The organism is Streptomyces sp. 3MP-14 (assembly GCF_006334905.2).
GTDB classification, from domain to species: Bacteria; Actinomycetota; Actinomycetes; order Streptomycetales; family Streptomycetaceae; genus Streptomyces; species Streptomyces triticirhizae.
Window position 1 is genome coordinate 219,647 of sequence record NZ_VDLZ02000009.1, and the last position, 23,623, is coordinate 243,269.

The 23,623-nt window shown below is 73.5% G+C and carries 20 protein-coding genes; 12 read left to right on the top strand and 8 right to left on the bottom strand.

Annotation, left to right across the window (positions count from 1 at the left end; all coding sequences use genetic code 11):
* Positions 1 to 30 precede the first annotated feature (30 nt).
* Positions 31 to 879 carry a nucleotidyltransferase domain-containing protein gene (locus tag FH609_RS17015; RefSeq protein WP_193317919.1) on the top strand — a complete coding sequence of 283 codons (849 nt, stop codon included), beginning with the start codon at positions 31 to 33 and terminating at the stop codon, positions 877 to 879.
* A gap of 176 nt (positions 880 to 1,055) precedes the next feature.
* Here the strand turns inward: FH609_RS17015 and FH609_RS17020 are convergent, their stop codons facing one another.
* A complete protein-coding gene (locus FH609_RS17020) occupies positions 1,056 to 1,403 on the bottom strand; it encodes a hypothetical protein (RefSeq protein ID WP_226961745.1) in 348 nt (115 codons plus the stop codon).
* Positions 1,404 to 1,831: 428 nt separating this feature from the next.
* Here FH609_RS17020 and FH609_RS17025 point away from each other — a divergent pair, with 428 nt between their 5' ends.
* Positions 1,832 to 2,470, top strand: coding sequence for a Maf family protein (locus tag FH609_RS17025; protein WP_139668405.1), 639 nt, complete (start codon positions 1,832 to 1,834; stop codon positions 2,468 to 2,470).
* Between the two features lie 721 nt (positions 2,471 to 3,191).
* Positions 3,192 to 4,970 carry an acetyl/propionyl/methylcrotonyl-CoA carboxylase subunit alpha gene (locus FH609_RS17035; protein ID WP_139668407.1) on the top strand — a complete coding sequence of 593 codons (1,779 nt, stop codon included), beginning with the start codon at positions 3,192 to 3,194 and terminating at the stop codon, positions 4,968 to 4,970.
* 1,037 nt (positions 4,971 to 6,007) lie between these two features.
* On the opposite strand, the gene FH609_RS17040 is transcribed toward FH609_RS17035, so the two are convergent.
* Both FH609_RS17040 and FH609_RS17045 read right to left on the bottom strand, forming a co-directional pair.
* Positions 6,008 to 6,922, bottom strand: coding sequence for a DeoR/GlpR family DNA-binding transcription regulator (locus tag FH609_RS17040; protein WP_193317920.1), 915 nt, complete (start codon positions 6,920 to 6,922; stop codon positions 6,008 to 6,010).
* Between the two features lie 163 nt (positions 6,923 to 7,085).
* Complete coding sequence (locus FH609_RS17045) at positions 7,086 to 8,519, bottom strand: NAD(P)H-quinone dehydrogenase (protein ID WP_139668411.1); 1,434 nt, start codon at positions 8,517 to 8,519, stop codon at positions 7,086 to 7,088.
* Between the two features lie 129 nt (positions 8,520 to 8,648).
* Here FH609_RS17045 and FH609_RS17050 point away from each other — a divergent pair, with 129 nt between their 5' ends.
* From FH609_RS17050 to FH609_RS17060, 3 genes are all read left to right on the top strand, one after another.
* Positions 8,649 to 9,095, top strand: coding sequence for a gamma-glutamylcyclotransferase (locus tag FH609_RS17050; RefSeq protein ID WP_122182193.1), 447 nt, complete (start codon positions 8,649 to 8,651; stop codon positions 9,093 to 9,095).
* Between the two features lie 140 nt (positions 9,096 to 9,235).
* Positions 9,236 to 10,021, top strand: coding sequence for a purine-nucleoside phosphorylase (locus FH609_RS17055; protein WP_139668577.1), 786 nt, complete (start codon positions 9,236 to 9,238; stop codon positions 10,019 to 10,021).
* A gap of 49 nt (positions 10,022 to 10,070) precedes the next feature.
* On the top strand, positions 10,071 to 11,801 hold the full coding sequence (locus FH609_RS17060) for a phospho-sugar mutase (RefSeq protein ID WP_139668413.1): 1,731 nt from the start codon (positions 10,071 to 10,073) through the stop codon (positions 11,799 to 11,801).
* 1,027 nt (positions 11,802 to 12,828) lie between these two features.
* Here the strand turns inward: FH609_RS17060 and FH609_RS17065 are convergent.
* Entirely contained in the window at positions 12,829 to 14,133 is a 1,305-nt protein-coding gene (locus FH609_RS17065) for a glycerophosphodiester phosphodiesterase family protein (protein WP_139668415.1), read from the bottom strand.
* Between the two features lie 191 nt (positions 14,134 to 14,324).
* Complete coding sequence (locus tag FH609_RS17070; RefSeq protein ID WP_139668417.1) at positions 14,325 to 15,047, bottom strand: PH domain-containing protein; 723 nt, start codon at positions 15,045 to 15,047, stop codon at positions 14,325 to 14,327.
* Positions 15,048 to 15,240: 193 nt separating this feature from the next.
* Between FH609_RS17070 and deoC the strand changes: the two genes are divergently transcribed.
* From deoC to FH609_RS17085, 3 genes are read left to right on the top strand one after another with little or no spacing between them, the layout of a single operon-like run.
* A complete protein-coding gene (gene deoC, locus FH609_RS17075; RefSeq protein ID WP_226961760.1) occupies positions 15,241 to 16,188 on the top strand; it encodes a deoxyribose-phosphate aldolase in 948 nt (315 codons plus the stop codon).
* Positions 16,189 to 16,194: 6 nt separating this feature from the next.
* Entirely contained in the window at positions 16,195 to 17,625 is a 1,431-nt protein-coding gene (locus FH609_RS17080; protein WP_122182199.1) for an aldehyde dehydrogenase family protein, read from the top strand.
* Positions 17,618 to 18,481: an aldehyde dehydrogenase family protein gene (locus FH609_RS17085; RefSeq protein ID WP_139668421.1), complete on the top strand. Its 864-nt coding sequence runs from the start codon at positions 17,618 to 17,620 to the stop codon at positions 18,479 to 18,481. Before FH609_RS17080 ends, FH609_RS17085 begins: the two co-directional genes overlap by 8 nt.
* A 13-nt stretch (positions 18,482 to 18,494) precedes the next feature.
* On the opposite strand, the gene FH609_RS17090 is transcribed toward FH609_RS17085, so the two are convergent.
* From FH609_RS17090 to FH609_RS17100, 3 genes are all read right to left on the bottom strand, one after another.
* A complete protein-coding gene (locus tag FH609_RS17090; RefSeq protein WP_139668423.1) occupies positions 18,495 to 18,920 on the bottom strand; it encodes a type II toxin-antitoxin system VapC family toxin in 426 nt (141 codons plus the stop codon).
* 134 nt (positions 18,921 to 19,054) lie between these two features.
* On the bottom strand, positions 19,055 to 19,147 hold the full coding sequence (locus tag FH609_RS32435; RefSeq protein ID WP_405378978.1) for a FitA-like ribbon-helix-helix domain-containing protein: 93 nt from the start codon (positions 19,145 to 19,147) through the stop codon (positions 19,055 to 19,057).
* Positions 19,148 to 19,409: 262 nt separating this feature from the next.
* On the bottom strand, positions 19,410 to 20,135 hold the full coding sequence (locus FH609_RS17100) for a SigE family RNA polymerase sigma factor (protein ID WP_139668426.1): 726 nt from the start codon (positions 20,133 to 20,135) through the stop codon (positions 19,410 to 19,412).
* A 264-nt stretch (positions 20,136 to 20,399) separates the two neighbouring features.
* Here FH609_RS17100 and FH609_RS17105 point away from each other — a divergent pair, with 264 nt between their 5' ends.
* The 3 genes from FH609_RS17105 to FH609_RS17115 are packed head-to-tail and all read left to right on the top strand — an operon-like array spanning position 20,400 to position 23,516.
* Positions 20,400 to 21,074 carry a response regulator transcription factor gene (locus tag FH609_RS17105; RefSeq protein ID WP_097230511.1) on the top strand — a complete coding sequence of 225 codons (675 nt, stop codon included), beginning with the start codon at positions 20,400 to 20,402 and terminating at the stop codon, positions 21,072 to 21,074.
* A gap of 37 nt (positions 21,075 to 21,111) precedes the next feature.
* Complete coding sequence (locus FH609_RS17110) at positions 21,112 to 22,926, top strand: sensor histidine kinase (RefSeq protein WP_139668428.1); 1,815 nt, start codon at positions 21,112 to 21,114, stop codon at positions 22,924 to 22,926.
* Positions 22,923 to 23,516: a hypothetical protein gene (locus FH609_RS17115; protein WP_139668430.1), complete on the top strand. Its 594-nt coding sequence runs from the start codon at positions 22,923 to 22,925 to the stop codon at positions 23,514 to 23,516. The genes FH609_RS17110 and FH609_RS17115 overlap by 4 nt, the downstream gene beginning before the upstream one ends.
* The last annotated feature ends 107 nt before the right edge of the window (positions 23,517 to 23,623 follow it).

A 23,623-nucleotide genomic window follows, 5' to 3' on the forward strand; every position in this document is an offset into this window, starting at 1 on the left:
CGGCCGTGCCCGTTGGGCAGTCTGGGCCCCATGGAACAGCCGGAGCACCCGGAACACCCTGAACCCCTGGACGCGTTGGCGGCGCTCGCGGACCGACTGGCCGCCGTGGACGGCGTCGTCGGGGTCTGCCTGGGCGGCAGCCGGGCGCGGGGAACGCACTCCCCCGGCTCGGACTGGGACCTCGGCCTGTACTACCGGCCGCCGTTGGACACCGCCGCGCTGCGCGCGCTGGCCGCCGAGGCGACGGGCGGCGAGGTCGAGGTGACCGAGCCGGGCGGCTGGGGCCCCTGGGTGGACGGCGGCGCGTGGCTCACGGTGAACGGCGCGGCGGTGGACTGGATCTACCGCGACCTGGACCGGGTGCGCCGCGCCCTGGCCGAGTGCCGGGCCGGCCGGTTCGAGGTCGGCCACCAGGCCGGGCACCCGCTCGGCGTCTACTCCCACGCCTACGTCGGGGAGTTGGCGGTGGCCCGGGTCCTGGCCGACCCGACCGGCGAACTGGCCGCGCTGCGGCGCGGGCTCGCCTATCCGGAGCCGCTGCGGGCCGCGCTGATCGAGAACGCCCGCTGGGAGGCGCCGTTCATCCTCGCCGGCGCCCGCAAGGGCGCGGCGCGGGGCGACGCGGCGTATGTCGCGGGGTGCCTCTTCCGGGCGGTGGGCCTGTGGACACAGGCCCTCCACGCGCACGCCCGCGCGTGGCTGCTCAACGAGAAGGGGGCGGTGGCCGCCACCGGCCAACTCCCCTGCGCGCCGGTCGACTTCGCCCCCCGCGTCCATGGCCTGCTGGGCGCACCCGGCACCGGGGTCGCTGCGCTGGCCACCACCCTGGACGCGGCGGACCGGCTGACCACCGAGGTCAATGGGGCCCTTGCCGGGTGAGCGACAACGGTCCGGGGCGGTCCCGGCGCGTGGTCGAGTGCGGGACACCCCCGATTGCTCGCGCAGTTCCCCGCGCCCCTGAGGTCCGTGGCGGCTTAGGGGCGTGAGGAACTGCGCGAAGCATCCGGGACGGGGGGCGGACGACAACGGTGCCCGTCAAGCTCCCTGCGATTGGATCAGCTCCCGGGGCCGTAGCCAGGGTCCGGATGCTGGCGGGGAGTCCACCACTCCAAGACTCCCAAGATCCCGAGCGAGAGCGTGAGCACGGCTGCGATGACCGCGAGCCAGGGTTGATGCACCCATCGCTTGGTCAGCATCCAGGCGAAGAGCGGAACCAGAGCGCCCCCAAGCACGATGAGCGGCAGTTCGACGAACACCACGCCCAGATCACGGGCATGGTTCTCGAACCCTCCGTCGAAGCTGAACTCAGCCCGTGGCGCTGCCAGGACTGCCGTTATCGCTGCACCTATGCCTGCGAGAGCGCATCCCATGCTCTCGGAGGCTGCTGCCGACCTCTGGGACATAGAGCCATCCTGCACGGGAGTTGCGGTTGTCGGCGTCGACTACGTGGCTGGGAACGACCTGCGGTGGTGGCCCGCCTCGGGTCGGGGACGGCCACGGCGCATCGTCGACTCCGGCCCCGACGACCGTTCCCCGCGCCCCTGAGGTCCGTGGGCGCTGAGGGGCGCGAGGAACTTCGCGAAACATCCGGGACGGGGGGCGGACGACAACGGTCCACGGGCGGCCACGGCGCATCGTCGACTCCGGCCCCGACGACCGTTCCCCGCGCCCCTGAGGTCCGTGGGCGCTGAGGGGCGCGGGGAACTGCGCGAAGCATCCGGGACGGGGGGCGGACGACAACGGTCCAGGGACAGCCACGGCGCGTGGTCGACTGCGGGCCGGCCGGCAAGGCCCAAGTGTCCGTCGAGCGGCAGCGGCTAACCTCGGGCTCATGAACGCGGAGAACGAAAGCACCGGCGGCCCGCACCGCCCGGCGCGACGCCTCGTGTTGGCCTCGCAGTCGCCGGCCCGACTGGGCCTGTTGCGACAGGCGGGCCTCGCGCCCGAGGTGATCGTCAGCGGCGTGGACGAGGACGCGTTGGCCGTCGAGGAGCCGGAGGCGCTCGCGCAACTGCTCGCCGAGGCCAAGGCGGAGGCGGTCGCCCGGCGCCCCGAGGCGGCCGGCGCGTTGGTCCTCGGCTGCGACTCGGTACTGGACATCGACGGCGTCGCGCTGGGCAAGCCGGCGGACGCCGAGGAGGCGACCGCCCGGTGGAAGGCGATGCGCGGCAGGGACGGGGTGCTGCGCACCGGCCACTGCCTGATCGACACGGCCGGCGGGCACCGCGCGAGCGCGGTGGCCTCGACCACCGTCCACTTCGGGGAGCCGTCAGACGCGGAGATCGCGGCCTATGTGGCCAGCGGCGAACCCCTGTACGTCGCGGGCGCGTTCACCCTCGACGGCAGGTCCGCCCCGTTCGTCGAGGGCATCACGGGCGACCACGGCACGGTCATCGGGCTCTCCCTGCCGCTGCTGCGCCGCCTGTTGGCCGGCGCCGGGATCGCCGTCACGGACCTGTGGACGAGCTGAGCGCCGCCCGGCCAGCCCCTCGGCCGGGTACAGCAGCAGGCTCGCCACCAACAGGCCGAAGACCACCATCAGTCCCGTGAACGCCACCCAGCCGACCAGGCCAACGGCCAGCGCGCCCAGCACCAGTTGGAGGCACGCGGCGCCCACCAGCGCCGCCCGCGCCACCCGACCCGGCGGCCGGTCGCTGACCGCCATCCGCGCCAACAGCGCGCCGCAGCACAGCAGGAACGCGGCCAGCGTTCCGCCGCCGGCCCACGCGCCGGCGCTGATCGCGTTGGGCGAAAGCCCGGCGATCGACATCTCCTGGCGGTCGGCCGCCAGCCCGAGTATCCAGTGCAGCAGGCCGAGACCCGCCGCCAACCCGATGACCACCACGGCCGCCACTGCCGTCACGCTTCGTCTGCCTCGGTGCACGCCGCGCACGCTACTGCCGGGTAACGCCACCGACAAGCCCCCGCGCGGCGGCAAAGAATCCCGTCAACCGTTATGGGATTCCTACAACATCGGGTGGCGCGGCGCCCTGACCTCGGGTGCCGCGCGAGGTCCCGCGAACCGGCCACCCGATGGCCCCGAAAACGGCGCGTACCTTGGTATAGCAAGGTTGCAAGCGCTCTTGGCCGCTGCCTCTCACCGTCCGTGTGGGCAAGGTCACCCCTGTGGGCGACTCGTTGCGGGGTGTCGCCAGTACCTAAAATCGCTTTGTTCCAAGGAGGGAGCCATCGTGCGTAAGGTGCTCATCGCCAACCGTGGCGAAATCGCCGTGCGGGTCGCCCGTGCCTGCCGCGACGCAGGCATCGCCAGCGTGGCCGTCTACGCCGAGCCGGACCGGGACGCGCTACACGTCCGGGCGACCGACGAGGCGTTCGCACTCGGCGGTGACACGCCCGCCGCCAGCTATCTCGATATCGACAAGGTCCTGCGGGCCGCGTCCGTCGCGGGGGCGGACGCGATCCACCCGGGCTACGGATTCCTGTCCGAGAACGCGGAGTTCGCCCAGGCCGTCCTCGACGCCGGGCTCACCTGGATCGGCCCGTCCCCGGACGCGATCCGCGCGCTGGGCGACAAGGTCGCGGCGAGGCACATCGCGCAGCGCGCCGGCGCGCCCCTGGTCGCCGGCACCAAGGACCCGGTCTCCGGCTCCGACGAGGTGGTGGCGTTCGCCCGCGAGAACGGCCTGCCGGTCGCCATCAAGGCGGCGTTCGGCGGCGGCGGTCGCGGCCTGAAGGTGGCCCGCACCCTGGAGGAGATCCCGGAGCTGTACGACTCGGCGGTGCGCGAGGCGCTGGCCGCGTTCGGCCGGGGCGAGTGCTTCGTCGAGCGGTACCTGGACCGGCCGCGCCACGTCGAGACCCAGTGCCTGGCCGACACGCACGGCAACGTGGTCGTCGTCTCCACCCGCGACTGCTCCCTCCAGCGCCGCCACCAGAAGCTGGTCGAGGAGGCGCCGGCGCCGTTCCTGACGGACGAGCAGAACGCCGAACTGTACCGGGCGTCCAAGGCGATCCTGCGCGAGGCCGGCTATGTCGGCGCCGGCACCTGCGAGTTCCTGGTCGGCCAGGACGGCACCATCTCGTTCCTTGAGGTCAACACCCGGCTCCAGGTGGAGCATCCGGTGACGGAGGAGGTCACCGGCATCGACCTGGTCCGCGAGCAGCTGCGCATCGCGCAGGGCGAGGCGCTGGGGTACGACGACCCGCCGCTGCGCGGGCACTCGTTGGAGTTCCGGATCAACGGCGAGGACCCGGGGCGCAACTTCCTGCCCGCGCCCGGCACGGTGAGCACGTTCGTGCCGCCGCTCGGGCCGGGCGTCCGCGTGGACACCGGCGTGGAGTCGGGTTCGGTGATCGGCCCGGCGTGGGACTCGATGCTGGCCAAGCTGATCGTCACGGGCGCCACCCGCCGGCAGGCGCTGGAGCGGGCGGCCAGGGCGCTGGCCGAGTTCCAGGTCGAGGGCATGGCGACGGTGATCCCGTTCCACCGCACGGTGATCAGGGACCCGGCGTTCGCGCCCGAGGTCAACGGGCGGGAGGGCGAGCCGTTCTCCGTCCACACCCGGTGGATCGAGACGGAGTTCGTCAACGAACTGCCGCCGTTCCAGGCCGTTCCCGGCGAGGCCGAGGAGAACGGGTTCCGGGAGACGGTGGTCGTCGAGGTCGGCGGCAAGCGGCTTGAGGTGTCGCTGCCGGCGACGCTGGCGATGCCGCTGGCGCGGGCGGCCGTGGCCGGCGGCGCGCGCCCCGCGCGCCGGAAGGCGAGCAAGCGCGCCGGGGGCGCGGCGCCCACCGGCGACGCGCTGCCCTCGCCGATGCAGGGCACGGTGGTGAAGGTCGCGGTCGAGGAGGGGCAGCGGGTCGAGGAGGGCGAGCTGGTGATCGTCCTGGAGGCGATGAAGATGGAGCAGCCCATCAACGCGCACCGCTCCGGCACCGTCGGCGCCCTCAAGGCCGAGGTCGGCGCTTCCCTCTCGGCGGGCGCGGTGATCTGCGAGATCAAGGACTGACGAGGAGACGGCCCCGTTGACGCCGGCGCCTGGCCGGATGGCCAGGCGCCGGGGGTGCGGGTGGTGCGGGGTTTGTCTGCGGGCCGGTGGCCGGTGCGGGGCAGCCCGACTGGCCGTTTGTTGGTCGACGAGACCCTGCGGTGTGGTGGGGGCTCTGGCGCGGACCACGACGCCGGGCCTACATGGCACACGACCAGCCGGGTGCGGGCGTAACGAATAGCGGCAGGAGGCTGGCTGGGAAGGGGGGCGCGGCTTCCGGGAGGTGGGGTTCGTTGCCGAACGGGGGTCAGCTCTGGCGGTGCGTGCCCTCCGGGCGCGGGACCGCGGCGTTCTTTGGGGGACGGCCGGCCGCTGGGGGCGTGCGTAGCGCGCACCGGCTTCGCCGGCCTGCCCCGGCATGTCGCCCGTCTCGGACATGACCGATCGTCGGACGACTCAACGGGGCCGTGCCAGTCGTCGTTTCGGGTGCGGCGCTTTGCGGAGTTCGGTCAACGACCACGCTGCCGCGCGAACATCGCCTGCCGGTGGGGTAGTCCGCGCCTTGTCGGCTTCCGGGCAGGGGGTGAGGGACCCTTTTACTAGGTGCCCGTCGAGAGTTGAACGATTCGTTCAACTGCCCAGGCTCGCACGGCCCTTGCGCGGACGTCGCCCCCCAGGCCACCCGACCAAGCGCCATGGCGCCTGACCGGCCCCCGCCGCCACGCAACCAACCGCCGAACGACAGGCCGTCGCCCAACCAAACCGCCGCCCAACCGGCCCGGGCAGCCGCCCCGTTGCCGGCCAGCCGCCATCACGCCGGAAAAGACCGCCGGCCAGCCAGCATCCGCCAACACACCTGACCGGCCCCACCCCCGCGCAGCGAACCGCCGCGCAGCGAACCGTCCAACGACAGCCCGTCGCCAAACCAACCGCCGCCCAACCCGCCCGGGCGGCCAGCCCGTTAGCAACCGACCCGTCGACAACCAGCCCGCACCGCCGCACAGCGTCACCGCCGCGCGGCCCCCAGGGCCGCGCGGCGTCCGCGAAACCGCCGGAGGCTACCGGCGGCGGGGAGCCAGGTCGGAGACCCGCTGCCCCATCGGCGGCGTCGAGCCGCCGAGCCCCGGATGGCCCGTGGCCCGTGGCGCGGGCAGCGGCAGATCGCGGCGGACCGGATCGCCCCGCTCGGTGGCCGACTTGGCCGCCGGCGGCACCCCGGCGCCCACCACGGAGACGCGCACCCCCTGCTCGGCGAGCGCCTCCAGCTCGGCGCTCGCCTTCTCCGCCTCGGGGGGCGGCTGGTCGGTGATCAGCTGGGTGATCAGGTCGGTCGGAACGGTCTGGAACGCCGTGTCGGCGCCCAGCTTGGTGTGGTCGGCCAGGACCACCACCTCGGCCGCCGCCCGCAGCAGCGCCCGATCCACGCTGGCGGCCAGCATGTTGGAGGTGGACAGGCCACGGTCGGCGGTGAGCCCCGAGCCGGAGAGGAACGCGCGGCTGACCCGCAGCCCGAGCAGCGACTGTTCGGCGCCGCTGCCGACCAACGCGTAGTTGGACCCGCGCAGGGTGCCGCCCGTCATCACCACCTCCACGCGGTTGGCGTGCGCCAACGCCTGGGCCACCAACAGGGAGTTGGTGACCACCGTCAGCCCGGGAACCCGGGCCAGCCGGCGGGCCAGCTCCTGCGTGGTGGTGCCGGCACCCACCACGATGGCCTCGCCCTCCCGCACCAGCGAGGCGGCGTGCTCGGCGATGGCGGTCTTCTCCGCCGTGGCGGCCATGGCCCGCTGGGGGAATCCGGACTCCCGGGTGAACCCACCCGGCAGGACCGCACCCCCGTGTCTGCGGTCAAGCAGCCCTTCTGCCTCCAGGGCGCGAACATCGCGCCGGACGGTCACTTCTGAGGTCTGGACGACGCGGGCCAGCTCGCGGAGCGACACGGCTCCGTTGGCGCGCACCATTTCGAGAATCATCTGACGACGTTCTGCAGCGAACACGGAACCGACAGTAACCCCAACGACCATCTGCTTTCAGCAGGTTGCGAGGATTTATCGAAGTTGTCTATACGCACGCCCCCGGCGTGCTATGCGCCGGGGGCGCACCCCCGTGCATCCAGCGCCCCGCCTGCGCCTCCTGTTATTCCACGCCTTTTCGTGTATGGAGCTGACGCGCCGCCTCCGCGATCGTGCCGGAGAGCGAGGGGTAAACGGTGAACGTCTTTGCGATCTGTTCCACCGTCAAACTGTTGTCCACCGCGATCGCTATCGGATGAATAAGCTCACTGGCGCGCGGCGAAACGACAACACCCCCCACCACGATGCCCGTTCCCGGCCGCGCGAAGAGCTTCACGAAGCCGTCCCGCACGCCCTGCATCTTCGCCCTCGGGTTCCGCAGCAGCGGCAGCTTCACCACCCGCGCGTCGATCCGGCCCGCGTCCACGTCCTGCTGGCTGTAGCCGACGGTGGCGATCTCCGGGTCGGTGAAGATGTTGCCCGAGACCGTCTTCAGGTCCAGCGGCGCCACCGCGTCGCCCAGGAAGTGGTACATCGCGATCCGCCCCTGCATCGCCGCCACCGAGGCCAGCGCGAACACGCCGGTGCAGTCGCCCGCCGCGTAGACGCCGGGCGCCGAGGTGCGGGAGACCTTGTCCACGCAGACATGGCCGGACTCCGACAGCTTGACGCCGGCCTCCGCCAGGCCCATGTCGGAGGTGTTCGGGACCGCGCCCACCGCCATCAGGCAGTGCGTTCCCGAGACGGTCCGCCCGTCCGAGAGGGTGATCTCCACCCGGTCCCCGACCCGCTTGGCCGCGGCCGCCCGGGAGCGGGAGAGCACGTTCATGCCGCGCCGCCGGAAGACGTCCTCCAGCACGGCGGCGGCGTCCGGGTCCTCGCCCGGCAGCACTCGGTCCCGCGAGGAGACCAGCGTCACCCGGGAGCCCAACGCCTGGTACGCGCCGGCGAACTCGGCGCCGGTGACGCCGGAGCCGACCACCACCAGTTCCTCCGGCAGCTCGGCCAGGTCGTACACCTGCGTCCAGTTGAGGATGCGCTCCCCGTCCGGCCTGGCGTCCGGGATCTCGCGCGGGTGCCCGCCGGTGGCCACCAGCACCGCGTCGGCCACCAGCTCCCGCCGGCCGCCCCCGGTCTCCTCGACCGCGACCCGCCGGGTGCCGTCCGGGGCCTGCCCGGGCAGCAGCCGCCCCCGGCCGCGCAGCACGGTCACCCCGGCGCGCTTGACCGAGACGGTGATGTCGTGGGACTGGGCGAGCGCCAGCCGCTTCACCCGGCGGTTGACCACCCCCAGGTCCACGCCGATGCCCCGCACCTCGTCGCCGATGCCGTCCCCGTCGTGGTCGATCTCGATGCCCAGCTCCTCGTGCGAGGAGTCGAAGCCGGTCATCACCTCGGCCGTCGCGATCAGCGTCTTGGACGGCACGCAGTCCGTGAGCACGGAGGCGCCGCCCAGGCCGTCCCGGTCCACGACGGTCACCTCGGCGCCGAGCTGCGCCGCCACCAGCGCCGCCTCGTATCCGCCTGGTCCGCCACCAATGATCACGATTCGAGTCACCCGTCCAGTGTCCCGCACGGGGCGCCCGCCGCGCGCCCGGCCCCCGCGCCCACCCGCGCGGCCCCCTCCTCCGCACCGGTCGCCCGCGCCCGCCCTTCCGGGCGCCCGGCTCCCGTACGCTCTAGGACCATGTCGCTCTACGCCGCTTACGCCGTGAACCTCGACCCCCGGTTGATGGCCCGGCGCGCTCCGCACTCGCCGCTGCGCGGCACCGGCTGGATCACCGGCTGGCGGCTCACGTTCGGCGGCGAGGAGATGGGTTGGGAGGGCGCGCTGGCCACCCTGGTCGAGGCGGGCGTCCCGCCGGCGCCCGACGTGTTCGTCGCGCTCTACGACATCGCCCCCATGGACGAGGAGCGCCTCGACCGATGGGAAGGCGTGGGCCTGGACATCTACCGCAGGACGAGGGTCCGCGTGGACACCCTGGACGGCGCGGTCAACGCCTGGGCCTATGTGCTCAACGGCTACGAGGGCGGGCTGCCCTCCGCGCGCTACCTCGGCGAGATCGCCGACGCCGCCGAGTCGGCCGGGGCGCCCCACGACTATGTGATGGAACTGCGCAAGCGCCCCTGCTGAACCCGCCTGTCCCGCACACACCGGCGCCGAGACCCGACCGGTTTCCCCGGCGTTGGGTGGCTGGTACCCGATCCTGACGCGTACGCCGTCTACGCGCGTAGGAAGGAAACGGTTAGGCTCACTCCGTGAACGCATCTGACATGGCCCGCTCGGGCGAGGCGGCCGCCGCCCGGCTACGCGAGTTGACCGGTGTGGACAGCCATGACGTGGCACTGGTCATGGGCTCGGGTTGGGGCCCGGCGAGCGAGCGGCTGGGAACGCCGACCGCCGCGCTGGACGTGACCGAGCTGCCCGGCTTCCCGCCGCCGACCGCCGAGGGCCACGCCGGCCGGGTCCACTCCTACCAGGTGGGCGACAAACGCGCGCTGGTGTTCCTCGGGCGCACCCACCTCTACGAGGGCCTGGGCGTGGGCGCCGTGGCGCACGGGGTGCGCACCGCCGTGGCGGCCGGCTGCCGCACGGTGGTGCTGACCAACAGCTGCGGCGGGCTGCGCCAGGGAATGCACGTGGGACAGCCAATCCTGATCAGCGACCACATCAACATGACCGGTACGTCGCCGATCGTGGGCTCGAACTTCGTTGATCTGACCGATCTTTACTCGCCACGCCTGCGGGCGCTCTGTCAGGAGATCGACCCCAGCCTGGAGGAGGGCGTCTATGTGCAGTTCCCCGGGCCGCACTACGAGACCCCGGCCGAGATCCGGATGGTACGGACGATCGGCGGGGACCTGGTGGGCATGTCCACGGTGCTGGAGGCCATCGCGGCCCGCGAGGCGGGGGCCGAGGTGCTGGCCGTCTCGCTGGTGACCAACCTCGCCGCCGGGATCACCGGCGCCCCGCTCGACCACGAGGAGGTCCTGCGGGCCGGCCGCGACGCCGCCGACCGCATGGGGTCCCTCCTCAACCAGGTGCTGGTCAAACTCTGATCGTCCCGCAACGAGAACCGCGCACGACCGGTCGGCCCAGGAGTTGTCGATGAACGCGAACACCACCCCGGAACCGGCGAAGCCGCACGCCGACGAGGACCTGCTCGCCCGGGCGCGCGCCTGGCTCGCCGAGGACCCCGACCCGGCGACCCGCGCCGAGCTGGCCACGTTGCTGGACCGCGCCGACCGTTCCGACGGCAGGGGCGGCGCCGGCCGGGCCGGGCTGGCCGAACGCTTCGCCGGCACGCTCCAGTTCGGCACCGCCGGGCTGCGCGGCGAGATGGGCGCGGGCCCGATGCGGATGAACCGCGCCGTGGTGATCCGCGCCGCCGCCGGCCTCGCCGGCTATCTGCGGCAGCGTTCGCCGGGGCTGGTCGTCGTCGGCTACGACGCCCGGCACAACAGCGAGCGGTTCGCGCTCGACAGCGCCGCCGTCCTCGTCGGCGCCGGGCTGCGCGCCGCGCTGCTGCCCCGGCCGCTGCCCACGCCGGTGCTGGCGTTCGCCATCAGGGAGTTGGGCGCGGTCGCCGGCATCGCCGTCACGGCCAGCCACAACCCGCCCCGGGACAACGGCTACAAGGTCTACCTCGGCGACGGCAGCCAGATCGTGCCGCCGGCCGACGCGGAGATCGCCGCCGAGATCGCGGCGGTCGGCGCGCTTGCCGACGTGCCCAGGCCGGCCGGCGGCTGGGAGGTGCTGGGCGAGGAGATCGTCGCGTCCTATCTGGCGCACAGCGGCGCCGCGTTGACGCCGGGCTCGCCGCGCACCGTGCTCAGCGTCTATACCCCGCTGCACGGCGTGGGCCAGTCGGTGCTGACCGAGGCGTTCACCAGGAACGGCTTCCCCGCGCCCGTCGAGGTGCCCGAACAGGCGGCGCCCGACCCGGACTTCCCGACCGTCTCCTTCCCCAACCCGGAGGAGCCCGGCGCGATGGACCTCGCCATGGCGACGGCCGCCGCGACCCCGGGCGCCGAACTGCTGCTGGCCAACGACCCGGACGCGGACCGCTGCGCCGTGGGTGTCCCCGACCCGGCGGCCGAGGGCGGCTGGCGGATGCTGCGCGGCGACGAGGTGGGCGCGCTGCTCGCGGCCCATCTGGTGCGCGGCGGCCGGAAGGGAACGTTCGCCACCTCGATCGTCTCCTCGTCCCTGGTCGGCCGGATCGCCGCCGAGGCGGGGCTGGCCTACACCGAGACGCTGACCGGCTTCAAGTGGCTGGCCCGGGTGCCTGACCTCGGCTACGCCTACGAGGAGGCGCTGGGCTACTGCGTCGACCCGGCCGGCGTCCGCGACAAGGACGGCGTGACCGCCGCGCTGCTCGTCGCCGAACTGGCGGCGGGACTGCGCGCGGAGGGCCGCTCGTTGACCGACCTGCTGGACGAGTTGGCGGTGCGGCACGGGCTGCACGCCACGGACCAGCTGTCGGTCCGGGTCGCCGACCTGTCGCTGATCGCCGACGCGATGCGCCGGCTGCGCGCGGACCCGCCGAGCGAGCTGGCCGGGCTGCCGGTCGCGGCGGCCGACGACCTGCGCGACGGCACGCCCGAACTGCCGCCGACCGACGGCCTCCGCTACCGCCTGGCCGGCGGGGGCCCGGTGGCGGCGGCGCGGGTGGTGGTCCGGCCCTCGGGCACCGAGCCGAAGATCAAGTGCTATCTGGAGGTCGTCGTCCCCGCCGCCGACCCGGCCGCCCTGCCGGCGGCCCGCGCCGTGGCGGCGCGGACCCTGGCAACCCTGCGCCGAGACCTGGCCGACCGGGCGGGCCTGCCGACGGAGTAGCCCGGCGGCTCGCCGCCGCCGGGGCACGCGGTGCCCCGGCGTGAGGACGACACCCGCCACGCCGACCGCCGGCGGGCGCCGTACGACGGCGCGCCCCGCCGGGCCAGTGGGACAGACACCAACGCCCCGGGCCCGGGCCCGCCGGCCTCTGCCGGAGCCGCCCGAAGCGGGTGTATGCCGGGGCCGGTGCCCGAAGAAGTCCGCCGCGCCGGTGTCTGTCGAGGCCGGCGGGGCCAGTGCCTGAGGCCCCTCGCCCCGCGCTGTCGTAGCCGTCCGTGCCGGTGCCCGGCGAAACTTCTCGGCCCGGCACCTGACGATGCCCTCCGGGCCGGGTGCGCCCGTCAGAAACCTGCGACCGCACCACGAGCCGGCGGTGCGGCGAGGCGGCTGGCGCCGAGGCGGCGGTCCGCCGGCCGTTGGCCCGCGGCACCGGCGACGGGCGCCTCCGCCAGACCGGCAGGCCGAGCCGCACATCCGACCGATGCGCCCAACCATCCCCCGGCCGACGGGCCGAGCCCACACGGGCGATGCGCCCGGCCACGGTGCCCCGCCGGCCAGCGGCCGGCGGCGCCTCCCCAAAGCCCGCCGCAGGCGACCACGCCGCACACCCGGGCACGGCGCTCAGCCGCCCGCCGGCCGGTCAGCCGGCCGCCCCGACCGGTCGGCCGGCCAACCACACCCCCGGGCCCGACGCCCGACCGCCGCCACCGATTGACAGCCGGCCGGCCGGCAGGCCAAGCACCCAGGGGCCGCCGGGTGAACAGCCGCCAGTCGCCGACCCGGTGGGCGTCCGGGTCCGCCCGGGCGCCGCTCCCCATAGCCCGCCGCAGGCGACCGCACCACACGCCGGGCACGGCGCTCAGCCGCCCGCCGGCCGGCCAACCACACCCCCGGGCCCGACGCCCGGCCACGGCGCCCGGCCCAGCCAGCGCGGAGCGCCGGCGCGCCCAGCCGTCCAGCCGTCCAGCGGCCGACGCCGCTCCCCCAAGCCCGCCGCAGGCGCCCCCGCCGCAGGCGACCCGGCGGACTACGCCACCGGCGGCGCGATGTACGAGTAGACGTCCTCGATCACATGCCGCTCGTTGTAGTACTGGATCGTGTCGCCCACCGTGTTGTTGAGGATCGCCGTCTCCAGGCCCGCGTGGAAGTCGGTCGCGGTGTTGGCCCCGGAGCCGATGTGGACGCGCAGCAGGCTGCCGGGCTGCACGACATAGCCGTCGCCGATGATCACCCGCACGTTGCCCGCGCCGTCGCGCAGGTAGTGGCCGGAGACGTCGATCGGGCGGTTCGTCGTGTTGCGCAGGGCGACGTACTCCGACTCCTCGGGCCGCATGTCGTCGCCCGAGGGGTTGGGGTAGACGTGGTCCACGACCACGCCGGCCGCGCGCGGCTCCGGGTCGCGCCCGTCGCGGACGCGGCGGGCCGTGTCGGTGAGGTTGGTGACCAGGTAGTCGTACCCCTGGTCCAGGGTCATCGCCAGCTGCTCGGGGCTGTCGACCGGGTCGTTGTAGACCAACAGGCCGGCGTCGTGGGCGCGTTCGACGTCCGCCGCGCTGGTCACGCGCGGGTCGGCGAAGACGCCGACGGTCCACTCGGCCAGCTCGGCCAGTTCCTCGTCGCCGAGCATCGCGCCGCCCGTGAGGTACGCCAGGGGAACGTCCGGCAGCACCGACCCGAACTCCCGCAGCGCGTCCTGGTCCCGCGAGTGGACCATGACGCGGAACGCGCCGGAGCGGGTCGTTGAGTCGTCGTCGTAGCCGTACTCGTCGAGGAGTTCGGCGAGCTTGGTGGCCACCCCCGGGCTCTTCTCCGGCGCCTTCAGCTCGAAGGTGAACGCGGCGCGGCCCCGGTTCAGGCGGAGGATCTCCTCGACGGTGGGCACCCGCTCCCCCGCGTACTCCTCGCGATGCCAGGACCCGGCGTCCAGCCGCCTGATCTCGGCCAGGGTGAACGCCCCGACGTCCGCGCCGGCCCGCTCGGGGAAGACCTCCTCGACGTTGGTGGTCCGCTCCAGGGTGTCGTCGTGGACCAGGACGAGTTCGCCGTCGGCGGTCAACTGGACGTCGCCCTCCAGCACTTCGGCGCCCTGGGCGAGCGCCTCGCGGTAGGCGGCCGCGGTCTCCTCCGGCGCGTGCCGGGGCGCGCCCCGGTGCGCGACGACGGGCACCTCACGGTGGTGGCCGCCGCCCCGCCCGGCGACCTCGGCGGCGACCTCGGCGGCGGCCTCGGCCGCGTCGGCGGTGGGCGTCGGGGCGGAGTCCACGGCGACCAGGCTGGTCAGGACGACGGCCGTGGCCGCCGTCAACGGAACGGCGAGGGAACGTACGCGCATCGGTCAACACACCTCGATCGGCTCGGTGTCCAGGGAGCCTGGGGACGACCCCGGGCGCGAAGGACCCTACGGACGATCGGGGTACGGCGGGAGAACCCCCGCCAAAGGGAAGCGGTCCACCGGGTGGTTCCGGCCAACCGCCGCCGGAACCGGCCAGGTTCACCGCCTCGGCAGGTCAACAGGTCAGCGGGTCAGGACGTCAGCCAGAGCACCAGCAGCGCCACGCCGCCCAGGGCCAGCGGCGCGAGGATCTCGTAGCTCCAGCGCACCACGACCTCGCCGCGCCCGTTCCCCTCGTCCGCACCGTTCTCCCCGGCGTCCCCGTTCTCCCCGGCGTCCCCGTTCTCGCCCCGCGAGGACGACGCGCCCCGCGCGGCCTCGTCCCGGCCGTGCCGCTCGGCGAGTTCGCGGAGTTCCGCGACGGCCATGTCGCCGGGCGCCGGGCGCGCGGCGTCCACGTCGGCCGCGCCGCCGATCGGGCCGCCCAGGCCGAGGAACGTGCGGGGCGCGCGCCCGGCCTCCGCGTTCTCCCGGCGGCGGTTGGCCTTGGACCTGGCGCGCAGCGAGACCGGGATCGCCCACAGCTGGTACTTGACCCCGCCGGCCACCAACTCCGTTGAGTAGCCGGCGTGGATGGTCTCGACGGCGCTCCAGGGGGCGGTGATGGTGCGGAACGGGTTGCGCACCCGGAGCCGTTCGTCGGAGGCGAAGACAGCGGGCCGCAGGGTGAACGCGATCACCAGCGGGGCCACGAAGAGGAGGGTGGAGGCGGCGGTCACCGGCGTGCGGCCGTCGCCGCGCAGCAGCGCGTCGCCGGCGAGCCAGCCCACCAGGCCGAGCAGCACCACCCCGGCGACCAGCGCCGAACCGGAACGGTAGATGCGGTCGGCGTACTTCTCGGGCTCACTCGTCATGCCCCCGATTCTGCCGGAGACCCGCCAGGCTTCAACCGACCGTTATGCCATAGTTCCCTGGCCGCTCGGGACGGGCGCCGGGACCCGGGCGCCGCGCCGTTCGGAGAGGTGCCACGGGCCCCCGGCCGCCGGCTCGAATCCGTCGCCGGGGATGACATGCCACTACGCGCGTAGATATGCTCGTCTGGTGACCATGTCTTCGAAGGCCGAGACGCTGGCGGACGTGACCGCGTCCGACGCGGCGCTGCGCCGCTTCCTGCACGGGCTCCCCGGGGTCGACGCGGTGGGTCTTGAGGCCCGCGCCGGCGCGCTGGGGACGCGTTCGATCAAGACGACGGCCAAGGTGTACGCGTTGGACCTGGCGATCTCCATGATCGACCTGACCACGCTGGAGGGCGCCGACACCCCGGGCAAGGTGCGGGCGCTGTGCGCCAAGGGCCGCAACCCGGACCCGACCGACCGTTCCACGCCCCGGGTCGCCGCGATCTGCGTCTACTCCGACCTGGTCGCCGTCGCGAAGGAGGCCCTGGCGGGCAGCGGCATCGCGGTGGCGTCGGTGGCCACGGCGTTCCCGGCCGGCCGCGCCGCCCGTTCCGTGAAGCTGGCCGACGTCGCCGAGGCGGTCGCGGCCGGCGCCGACGAGGTGGACATGGTCATCGACCGGGGCGCGTTCCTGGCCGGCCGCTACCTCTCGGTCTACGAGGAGATCGTGGCGGTCCGAGCGGCGTGCGGCGACGCGCACCTCAAGGTCATCCTGGAGAACGGGGAGTTGGCCACCTACGACAACATCCGCCGCGCCTCCTGGCTGGCGATGCTGGCCGGCGCCGACTTCATCAAGACCTCGACCGGCAAGGTCGGGGTCAACGCCACGCCAGCCAACACCCTGTTGATGCTCCAGGCGGTGCGGGACTTCCGTGCCGCGACCGGGCGGCAGATCGGGGTGAAGCCGGCCGGTGGCATCCGCACCGCCAAGGACGCGCTGAAGTTCCTGGTGTTGGTGAACGAGACGGCGGGGCCTGACTGGCTGAGCCCGGAGTGGTTCAGGTTCGGCGCCTCCAGCCTGCTGAACGACCTGCTGATGCAGCGTCAGAAGCTCGGTACCGGACGGTACTCGGGCCCCGACTATGTGACGGTGGACTGAGCGACGATGACGTTCGACTACGCGCCGGCGCCCGAGTCCCGGGCGATCGTGGACATCCCGGCCTCGCACGGGCTGTTCGTGGACGGGGAGTTCAGGCCGGCGGCCGACGAGGCGGTCTTCAAGACGGTCGCGCCGGCCAGCGAGGAGGTGCTTTCGGAGGTTGCCAACGCGGGCGCCGAGGACGTGGACGCGGCCGTCCGCTCCGCGCGGAAGGCGTTCGCGAGCTGGTCGGCGCTGCCGGGCTCGGAGCGCGCCAAGTACCTGTTCCGCATCGCCAGGTTGGTGCAGGAGCGCTCCCGCGAGCTGGCGGTGCTGGAGTCGTTGGACAACGGCAAGCCGATCCGGGAGTCGCGGGACGTGGACCTGCCGCTGGTCGCGGCGCACTTCTTCTACTACGCGGGCTGGGCCGACAAGCTGGAGCACGCCGGATTCGGCCCGGCGCCCCGGCCGTTGGGCGTGGCCGGCGGGGTGATCCCGTGGAACTTCCCGCTGTTGATGCTGGCGTGGAAGGTCGCGCCGGCGCTGGCGACGGGCAACACGATGGTGCTCAAGCCGGCGGAGACCACGCCGCTGACGGCGCTGCTGTTCGCGCGGATCTGCCAGCAGGCGGGGCTGCCGCCCGGGGTGCTCAACATCCTGACGGGGGACGGCGCGACGGGCGCGGCGCTGGTGGCGCACCCGGGCATCGACAAGGTGGCGTTCACCGGCTCGACGGAGGTGGGCAAGGCGATCGCGCGCACGGTGGCCGGCTCGCACAAGCGGGTCACGCTGGAGCTGGGCGGCAAGGCGGCGCACATCGTCTTCGACGACGCGGCGCTGGACCAGGCCGTGGAGGGCATCGTCCAGGGCATCTTCTTCAACCAGGGGCATGTGTGCTGTGCGGGCTCCCGGTTGCTGGTGCAGGAGTCGGTGGCCGACGAGCTGCTGGCGGCGCTGAAGGCGCGGATGAGCACGCTGCGGGTGGGGGACCCGTTGGACAAGAACACCGACATCGGCGCCATCAACTCGGCCGAACAGCTCGCCCGCATCAGGGAGTTGGCGGACGCGGGCGAGGCGGAGGGCGCGGAGCGCTGGGCGCCGTCCTGTGAACTGCCGTCCACCGGCTACTGGTTCGCGCCGACGCTGTTCACCGGGGTGACACAGGCGCACCGGATCGCGCGGGAGGAGATCTTCGGCCCGGTGCTGTCGGTGCTGACGTTCCGCACCCCGCAGGAGGCGGTGGAGAAGGCGAACAACACGCCGTACGGGCTCTCCGCCGGCATCTGGACGGAGAAGGGCTCGCGCAGCCTGTGGATGGCGAACCGGCTGCGCGCGGGCGTGATCTGGTCCAACACGTTCAACAAGTTCGACCCGACCTCGCCGTTCGGCGGGTACCAGGAGTCGGGCTACGGCCGCGAGGGTGGCCGTCACGGTCTGGAGGCCTACCTCGATGTCTGAGCCGCTGCCGGTCCTCAAGACCTACAAGCTGTTCGTGGGGGGCGCGTTCCCCCGGTCCGAGAGCGGGCGGGTGTACGAGGTGACCGACGCGAAGGGCCGCTGGCTGGCCAACGCACCGCTGGCCTCGCGCAAGGACGCGCGGGACGCGGTGGTCGCGGCCAGGAAGGCGTTCCCGCGCTGGTCGGGCGCGACCGCCTACAACCGGGGGCAGGTGCTCTACCGGATCGCGGAGATGGTGCAGGGGCGCGGGGACCAGTTCCGCGCGGAGGTCGCGGCGGCCGACGGGCTGTCGCGGTCGAAGGCGGCGGCCGTGGTGGACGCGACCGTGGATCGGCTGGTCTGGTACGCCGGCTGGGCGGACAAGGTGGCGCAGGTCGCCGGCGGCGCCAACCCGGTGGCCGGGCCCTACTTCAACCTCTCGACGCCCGAACCGACGGGCGTGGTCGCGGTGTTGGCGCCCCGGGACTCCTCGCTTCTGGGCTTGGTCTCGGTGCTGGCGCCGGTGCTGACCACGGGGAACGTGGCGGTGGTCGTCGCCTCCGAACGCGCGCCGCTGCCGGCGCTGTCGCTGGCCGAGGCGCTGGCCACGTCGGATGTGCCGGGCGGGGTGGTCAACGTGCTCAGCGGCGCGACGGCCGAGCTGGGCCGGCCGCTGGCCGCCCACCAGGACGTCAACGCGATCGACCTGGCCGGCGCGGACGCCGAGTTGGCGACCGAGCTGGAGGTGCTGGCGGCGGAGAACCTGAAGCGGGTGCGCCGCCCCGACCCGTCCGAGGACTTCACGGCGCCGCCGGGCACGGACCGGCTGTTGGGCTTCCTGGAGACCAAGACGGTCTGGCACCCGACGGGGGTGTGAACGGGGCGGGGCCTCAGGCGTGTTCCGCGCCGATGACCTCGATCAGGCAGCGCGGCTTCCGGATGCCCCGCTTGATTCTGGCGTCCACGGTGACGAAGGGGATGCCGAGGGTCTCGGCGAGGGCGACATAGGTGGTGTCGGAGGCGGACACGTTGGCGTGCAGGACCCGGACGCGCGGCAGCAGGGGCATGGCCTCGTGCCGATCGATGCGGAGGGCGCTGTACGTCCTGATGTGCTCGTCCAGCAGACCCCTGTCGAGCTTCGGGGTCCCGTTCCCTGTGCCGCGCGCCATACCCAGGAGCGCGGACGCGACTTCGGTGTCCAGCAGGTGGGGAGCGTGCAGGGTGTCTTCCTGGGCGACGCGGGCGCGGATCTCCCGGCCGATGGCCCCGCCGTCGACCAGGAACATGACGACGGCCGAGGAGTCGATGACGATCAACGCGCGGTTCGTCGCTCGTCGATGAGTGCGAGCAGCTGGTCGCCGTCGATGTCACTGGTCGCGTACCGCTCGGCGCGCTGCGCGATCTCGGCGAGCGTGGGTTGCGTGGCCTCCCGGGTGACGAGCCCGAGCAGTTAGGACTGGAGCGACTGACCGGCTTCCGCGGCGCGGATCTTGAGCCGGGAGGCGACGTCGTCGGGTACGTCCCTGATGGTGAAAGCGGTCATGACAGCACGGTAGGTCAATGCAGTCATTGTGCAGTCACGGTGGGCGGCGCCCCCTCCCCCGCGCGCCGCGCAACGCGAGAGCGGGGGCGCGGGTCTGGCCAGACCCCCCGGCCGACCGGACTCGCGCCCCCGCGTTCCCCCGTGCTCCCCTCCGGGCGCTCCCCACGCCCCTCGGTTTCCCCCTGTTTCCCCCGTTATCCCCCGGTCACCCCCGTGATCCCCCGTTGTTCCCCCGTTTCCCCCCGCCTCCGGCGGCCGGCCGCTACGCGACCAGTTCGCCGAAGGACTCCTCCTGGCCCTGCCCCAGGCTCAGGACCCGGTCCTCGCGCAGCCGGCGCAGGGTGCGCCAGATGCTGCTCTTCACGGTGCCGACGCTGATGTTCAGCGTCTCCGCGATCTCCGGGTCCGTCTGCCCCTCGTAGTAGCGGAGCACCAGCATGGTGCGCTGCTGCTCGGGCAGCCGGGCCAGCGCCTGCCAGAGCACCGTGCGCAACTCCGTGCCGCGCATGGGCTCCTGCTCGCCGGGCGCCTCCGGCAGCTCCTCGGTCGGGTACTCGTTGAGCTTCCGCCGCCGCCAGGCGCTGATGTGCAGATTGGTCATGGTGCGACGCAGGTACCCGCCGACGGCGGCCTTGTCGCTGATCCGGTCCCAGGCGCGGTACGTGGAGAGCAACGCGCTCTGGAGCAGGTCCTCCGCCTCGTGCCGGTCCCCCGTGAGGTGGTAGGCCGTGGCGTACAGGGAGGCGCGGCGCTCGCGCACATAGGCGGTGAATTCCGCCTCCGTGGCCCCCTCGCGCCGCGCGCCCCCCGCACAACCCCCCGTGACGCCCACCGCGCTGAGATGCGACGGGCGCTGGTGCCCGGTGCCGCGACGACCCCCATGCCGATGCGCGACACCGGACTTCTCCCCGTGCCGGACGGGAACCATCGATGCGGTGGCGTGCGTGTCATTCACCGCCGAGCCGGTGGTGTGGTACGTGACGCTCATCCGCTTCCCCCATCGTGAAGGTCGTCCTGTGCCGGTCCGAGGTCCGATGCGAAATACCTTGCCGGGCCAGTTTCATGACCGGGTCCCCCAACTGTCACAGCGGTGTCACAGCGCCGACGGCCCCGCACGGTTACCCACGAGTCGCCCCCGCCACAAGGGAGTTGAGCGTTCAACGACCCACCCGACCGGCACCCGGAACCTGTGGGCCAGACCTCAGATACCGACGGTCGAACTCCGTACGGTTCATGGGCCACAATGAGCCGTGTGGCTTTCCTGTTGCTGATCGAGGACGACGAGGCGGTACGCACGGCCCTGGAGATGAGTCTGACCCGCCAGGGTCACCGGGTGGTGACCGCGCCCACGGGCGAGGACGGCCTCCAGTCCCTGCGCGAGCAGCGTCCGGATCTGATCGTGCTCGACGTCATGCTGCCCGGCATCGACGGCTTTGAGGTGTGCCGTCGCATCCGGCGCACCGATCAGCTGCCCATCATCCTGCTCACCGCGCGCAGCGACGACATCGACGTGGTGGTCGGCCTGGAGTCCGGCGCCGACGACTACGTGGTCAAGCCGGTGCAGGGCCGGGTCCTCGACGCCCGCATCCGCGCGGTGATGCGCCGGGGCGAGCGGGAGTCCAACGACGCGGTGACGTTCGGCTCGTTGGTGATCGACCGCTCCGCCATGACCGTCACCAAGGACGGCGTCGACCTGCAACTCACCCCGACCGAGCTGCGCCTGCTGCTGGAGCTGAGCCGCCGGCCCGGGCAGGCGCTCTCCCGGCAGCAGTTGCTGCGGCTGGTCTGGGAACACGACTACCTCGGCGACTCCCGGCTGGTCGACGCGTGTGTGCAGCGGCTGCGCGCCAAGGTCGAGGACGTGCCGTCCTCGCCGAAGCTGATCCGCACGGTGCGCGGCGTGGGCTACCGGCTGGACGCCCCCTGATGGTCGCGCGGGTGGGCCCGCGCCGGGAGCGCGGCTGATGAACGGACTGCGGCGCGGGGCCGGCGACACCGCCCGCCCCGGGGGACGGGTGCGCGGCTGGGCGCGGACCCTGCTGAACCTGACCAGCCTGCGGCTGCGCCTGGTCACGGTGTTCGCGCTGGTCGCCCTCGCGGCCGCCGTCTCCGTCTCCGGCATCGCGTACTGGCTCAACCGCGACGCGGTGCTCACCCGCGCCCAGGACTCGGCGCTCAGCGACTTCAGCCAGGCGCTCGGCGACCGCGCCGGCGCGCTGCCGGACCGCCCCACCTGCGAGGCCCTCCAGATCATGGCCACCAAGGTGGCCAACCGCACCTTCAACTACGAGGTGATCCTGGAGGACGACCGGATCACCGAGGAGGACTGCCGCGCCGAGTCCGACCCCGACCACTTCGTCCACGAGATGATCCCCGCCTCGCTGCGGGACGCCGTCTCGGACCGCAGGGAGGGCGAGCCCGAGGAGGACGCCCACCACCTGTACTGGCAGCGGATCAAGATCGACGGCGACCCGTATCTCATCGGCGGCGCCCAGGTGATCGGCGGCGGCCCCACCGGCTATCTGCTCGCCTCGCTGGCGCCCGAGCGGGACGACCTCAACTCCCTCGCCGTCTCGCTGGGCGTGGCCACCGCGCTGGCGGTGATCGGCTCCGTGCTGCTGGCGCAGGGCGCGGCGACCATGGTGCTGCGCCCGGTGCAGCGGCTGAGCAACGCGGCGCGGCGGCTGGGCGAGGGCAAGCTCGACACCCGCCTCGCGGTGCGCGGCGCCGACGAACTGGCCGAGCTGACCCGGACGTTCAACAACGCGGCGGCATCCCTGGAGGCCCAGGTCGAGGACCTCAGCGAACGGGAGACCGCCAGCCGCCGCTTCGTCGCCGACATGTCGCACGAGCTGCGGACCCCGATGACCGCGATCACGGCGATGACGGAGCTGCTGGAGGACGAGGTCGAGACCCTCGACCCGCGCATCGCGCCGGCCGTGCAGCTGGTGGTCAGCGAGACCCGGCGGCTCAACGACCTGGTGGAGAACCTGATGGAGGTCACCAGGTTCGACGCGGGGACCGCCAAGATGGTGCTGGACGACGTGAACATAGCCGACCAGGTCACCGCCTGCATCGACGCCCGCGCCTGGCTGGACGCGGTGCACCTGGACGCGGACCGCTCCATCACGGCACGGCTCGACCCGCGCCGGCTGGACGTGATCCTGGCGAACCTGATCGGCAACGCCCTCAAGCACGGCGGCTCCCCGGTCCGGGTCACGGTCCGCGAACACGTCTCCGACGACGGTGACGGGAACGAGAACGGGGCGGGCGACGGCGGCCGGCTGGTCAGCGTGGAGGTGGCGGACCAGGGGCCCGGCATACCGGAGGACGTGTTGCCGCACGTCTTCGACCGCTTCTACAAGGCGTCCGCGTCCCGGCCGCGCTCGGACGGCAGCGGCCTCGGGCTCTCCATCGCGCTGGAGAACGCCCATCTGCACGGCGGCGACATCACCGTGCACAACGACCCGGCGGGCGGCGCGGTCTTCACCCTGCGGCTGCCGCACGACCCGGGCCTCCCCGAGGACCGTGCCGACGACGACCCCGACACCGACCAGGCCCCGGACGGCGGCCGGTCCCCGGACGGTGGCCAACGGGCCGGCGGACGGGGGCCGTTGACCACGCCGAGGCCGCGCGGCAGCGAGGAGGACCGGGGCGGGAACGGGCCACGGGACGACGGGCCCCACGCGGACGGCGGGAGCGGCGGGAGCGGCGGGAACAGCGGCGACGAGGCACACGACGGCACGACGGACGGCACGACGGAGGAGGACCGGCGGTGAGGGGCGGCGGACACCGGGGCGCGGCACTGCCGCTCCTCGCCGGGCTGCTCGCGGTCGCGGCCACGGCCGGCTGCGGCATCAGGGAGACGGACGTTCCGGTGGACGCGGGCCCCGCGCCCACCCGGGCCTCCTGCGACGCGCCGCCCAGGGGCGACTACCACACCGAGGTCTATCTGGTCTGCGGGCAGCGGGTGGAGTCCGTGGCGCGGGTCCTGTCCGAGCCGCTCGACGAGGCGCAGGACCGCACGGGCGTCGCCGTCACGCTGCTCGACCAGCTCCAGGCCGAGCCCGAAGAGGCCGAGCGCACCGCCGGGTTCACCAGCGCCGTGCCCTCGAACCTGCGGATCGAGCCGCCGGTCGAGGGCGACGGCGACCGGGTGGTCCGGCTCAATCGGCGGCCCAGCGAGATCGACGAGCTGGCCCTCACGCAGATCATCTGCACCTTCGCCAACAGCGCCTCGCTCGGCAGCGGCGGCGACAAGGTCACCCTCGGCGGGCCGGCCGGGTCAGGGGCCGAGTCCGACAAGCCGCACACCTACTCGTGCCGGGCGGCGATGCGCAGCCCGGAGGGCGCCCGCAGCTTCGGCTAGGCCCGGCGGGCGTTCGACCGGACCCTCGGCGGGCGTTCGGCCGGGGCCCTGGGGGCTCGCGGCCCCGGTGCTGCGGTGGGGCCCAGCTCACAGTGGTGCCGGGGAAC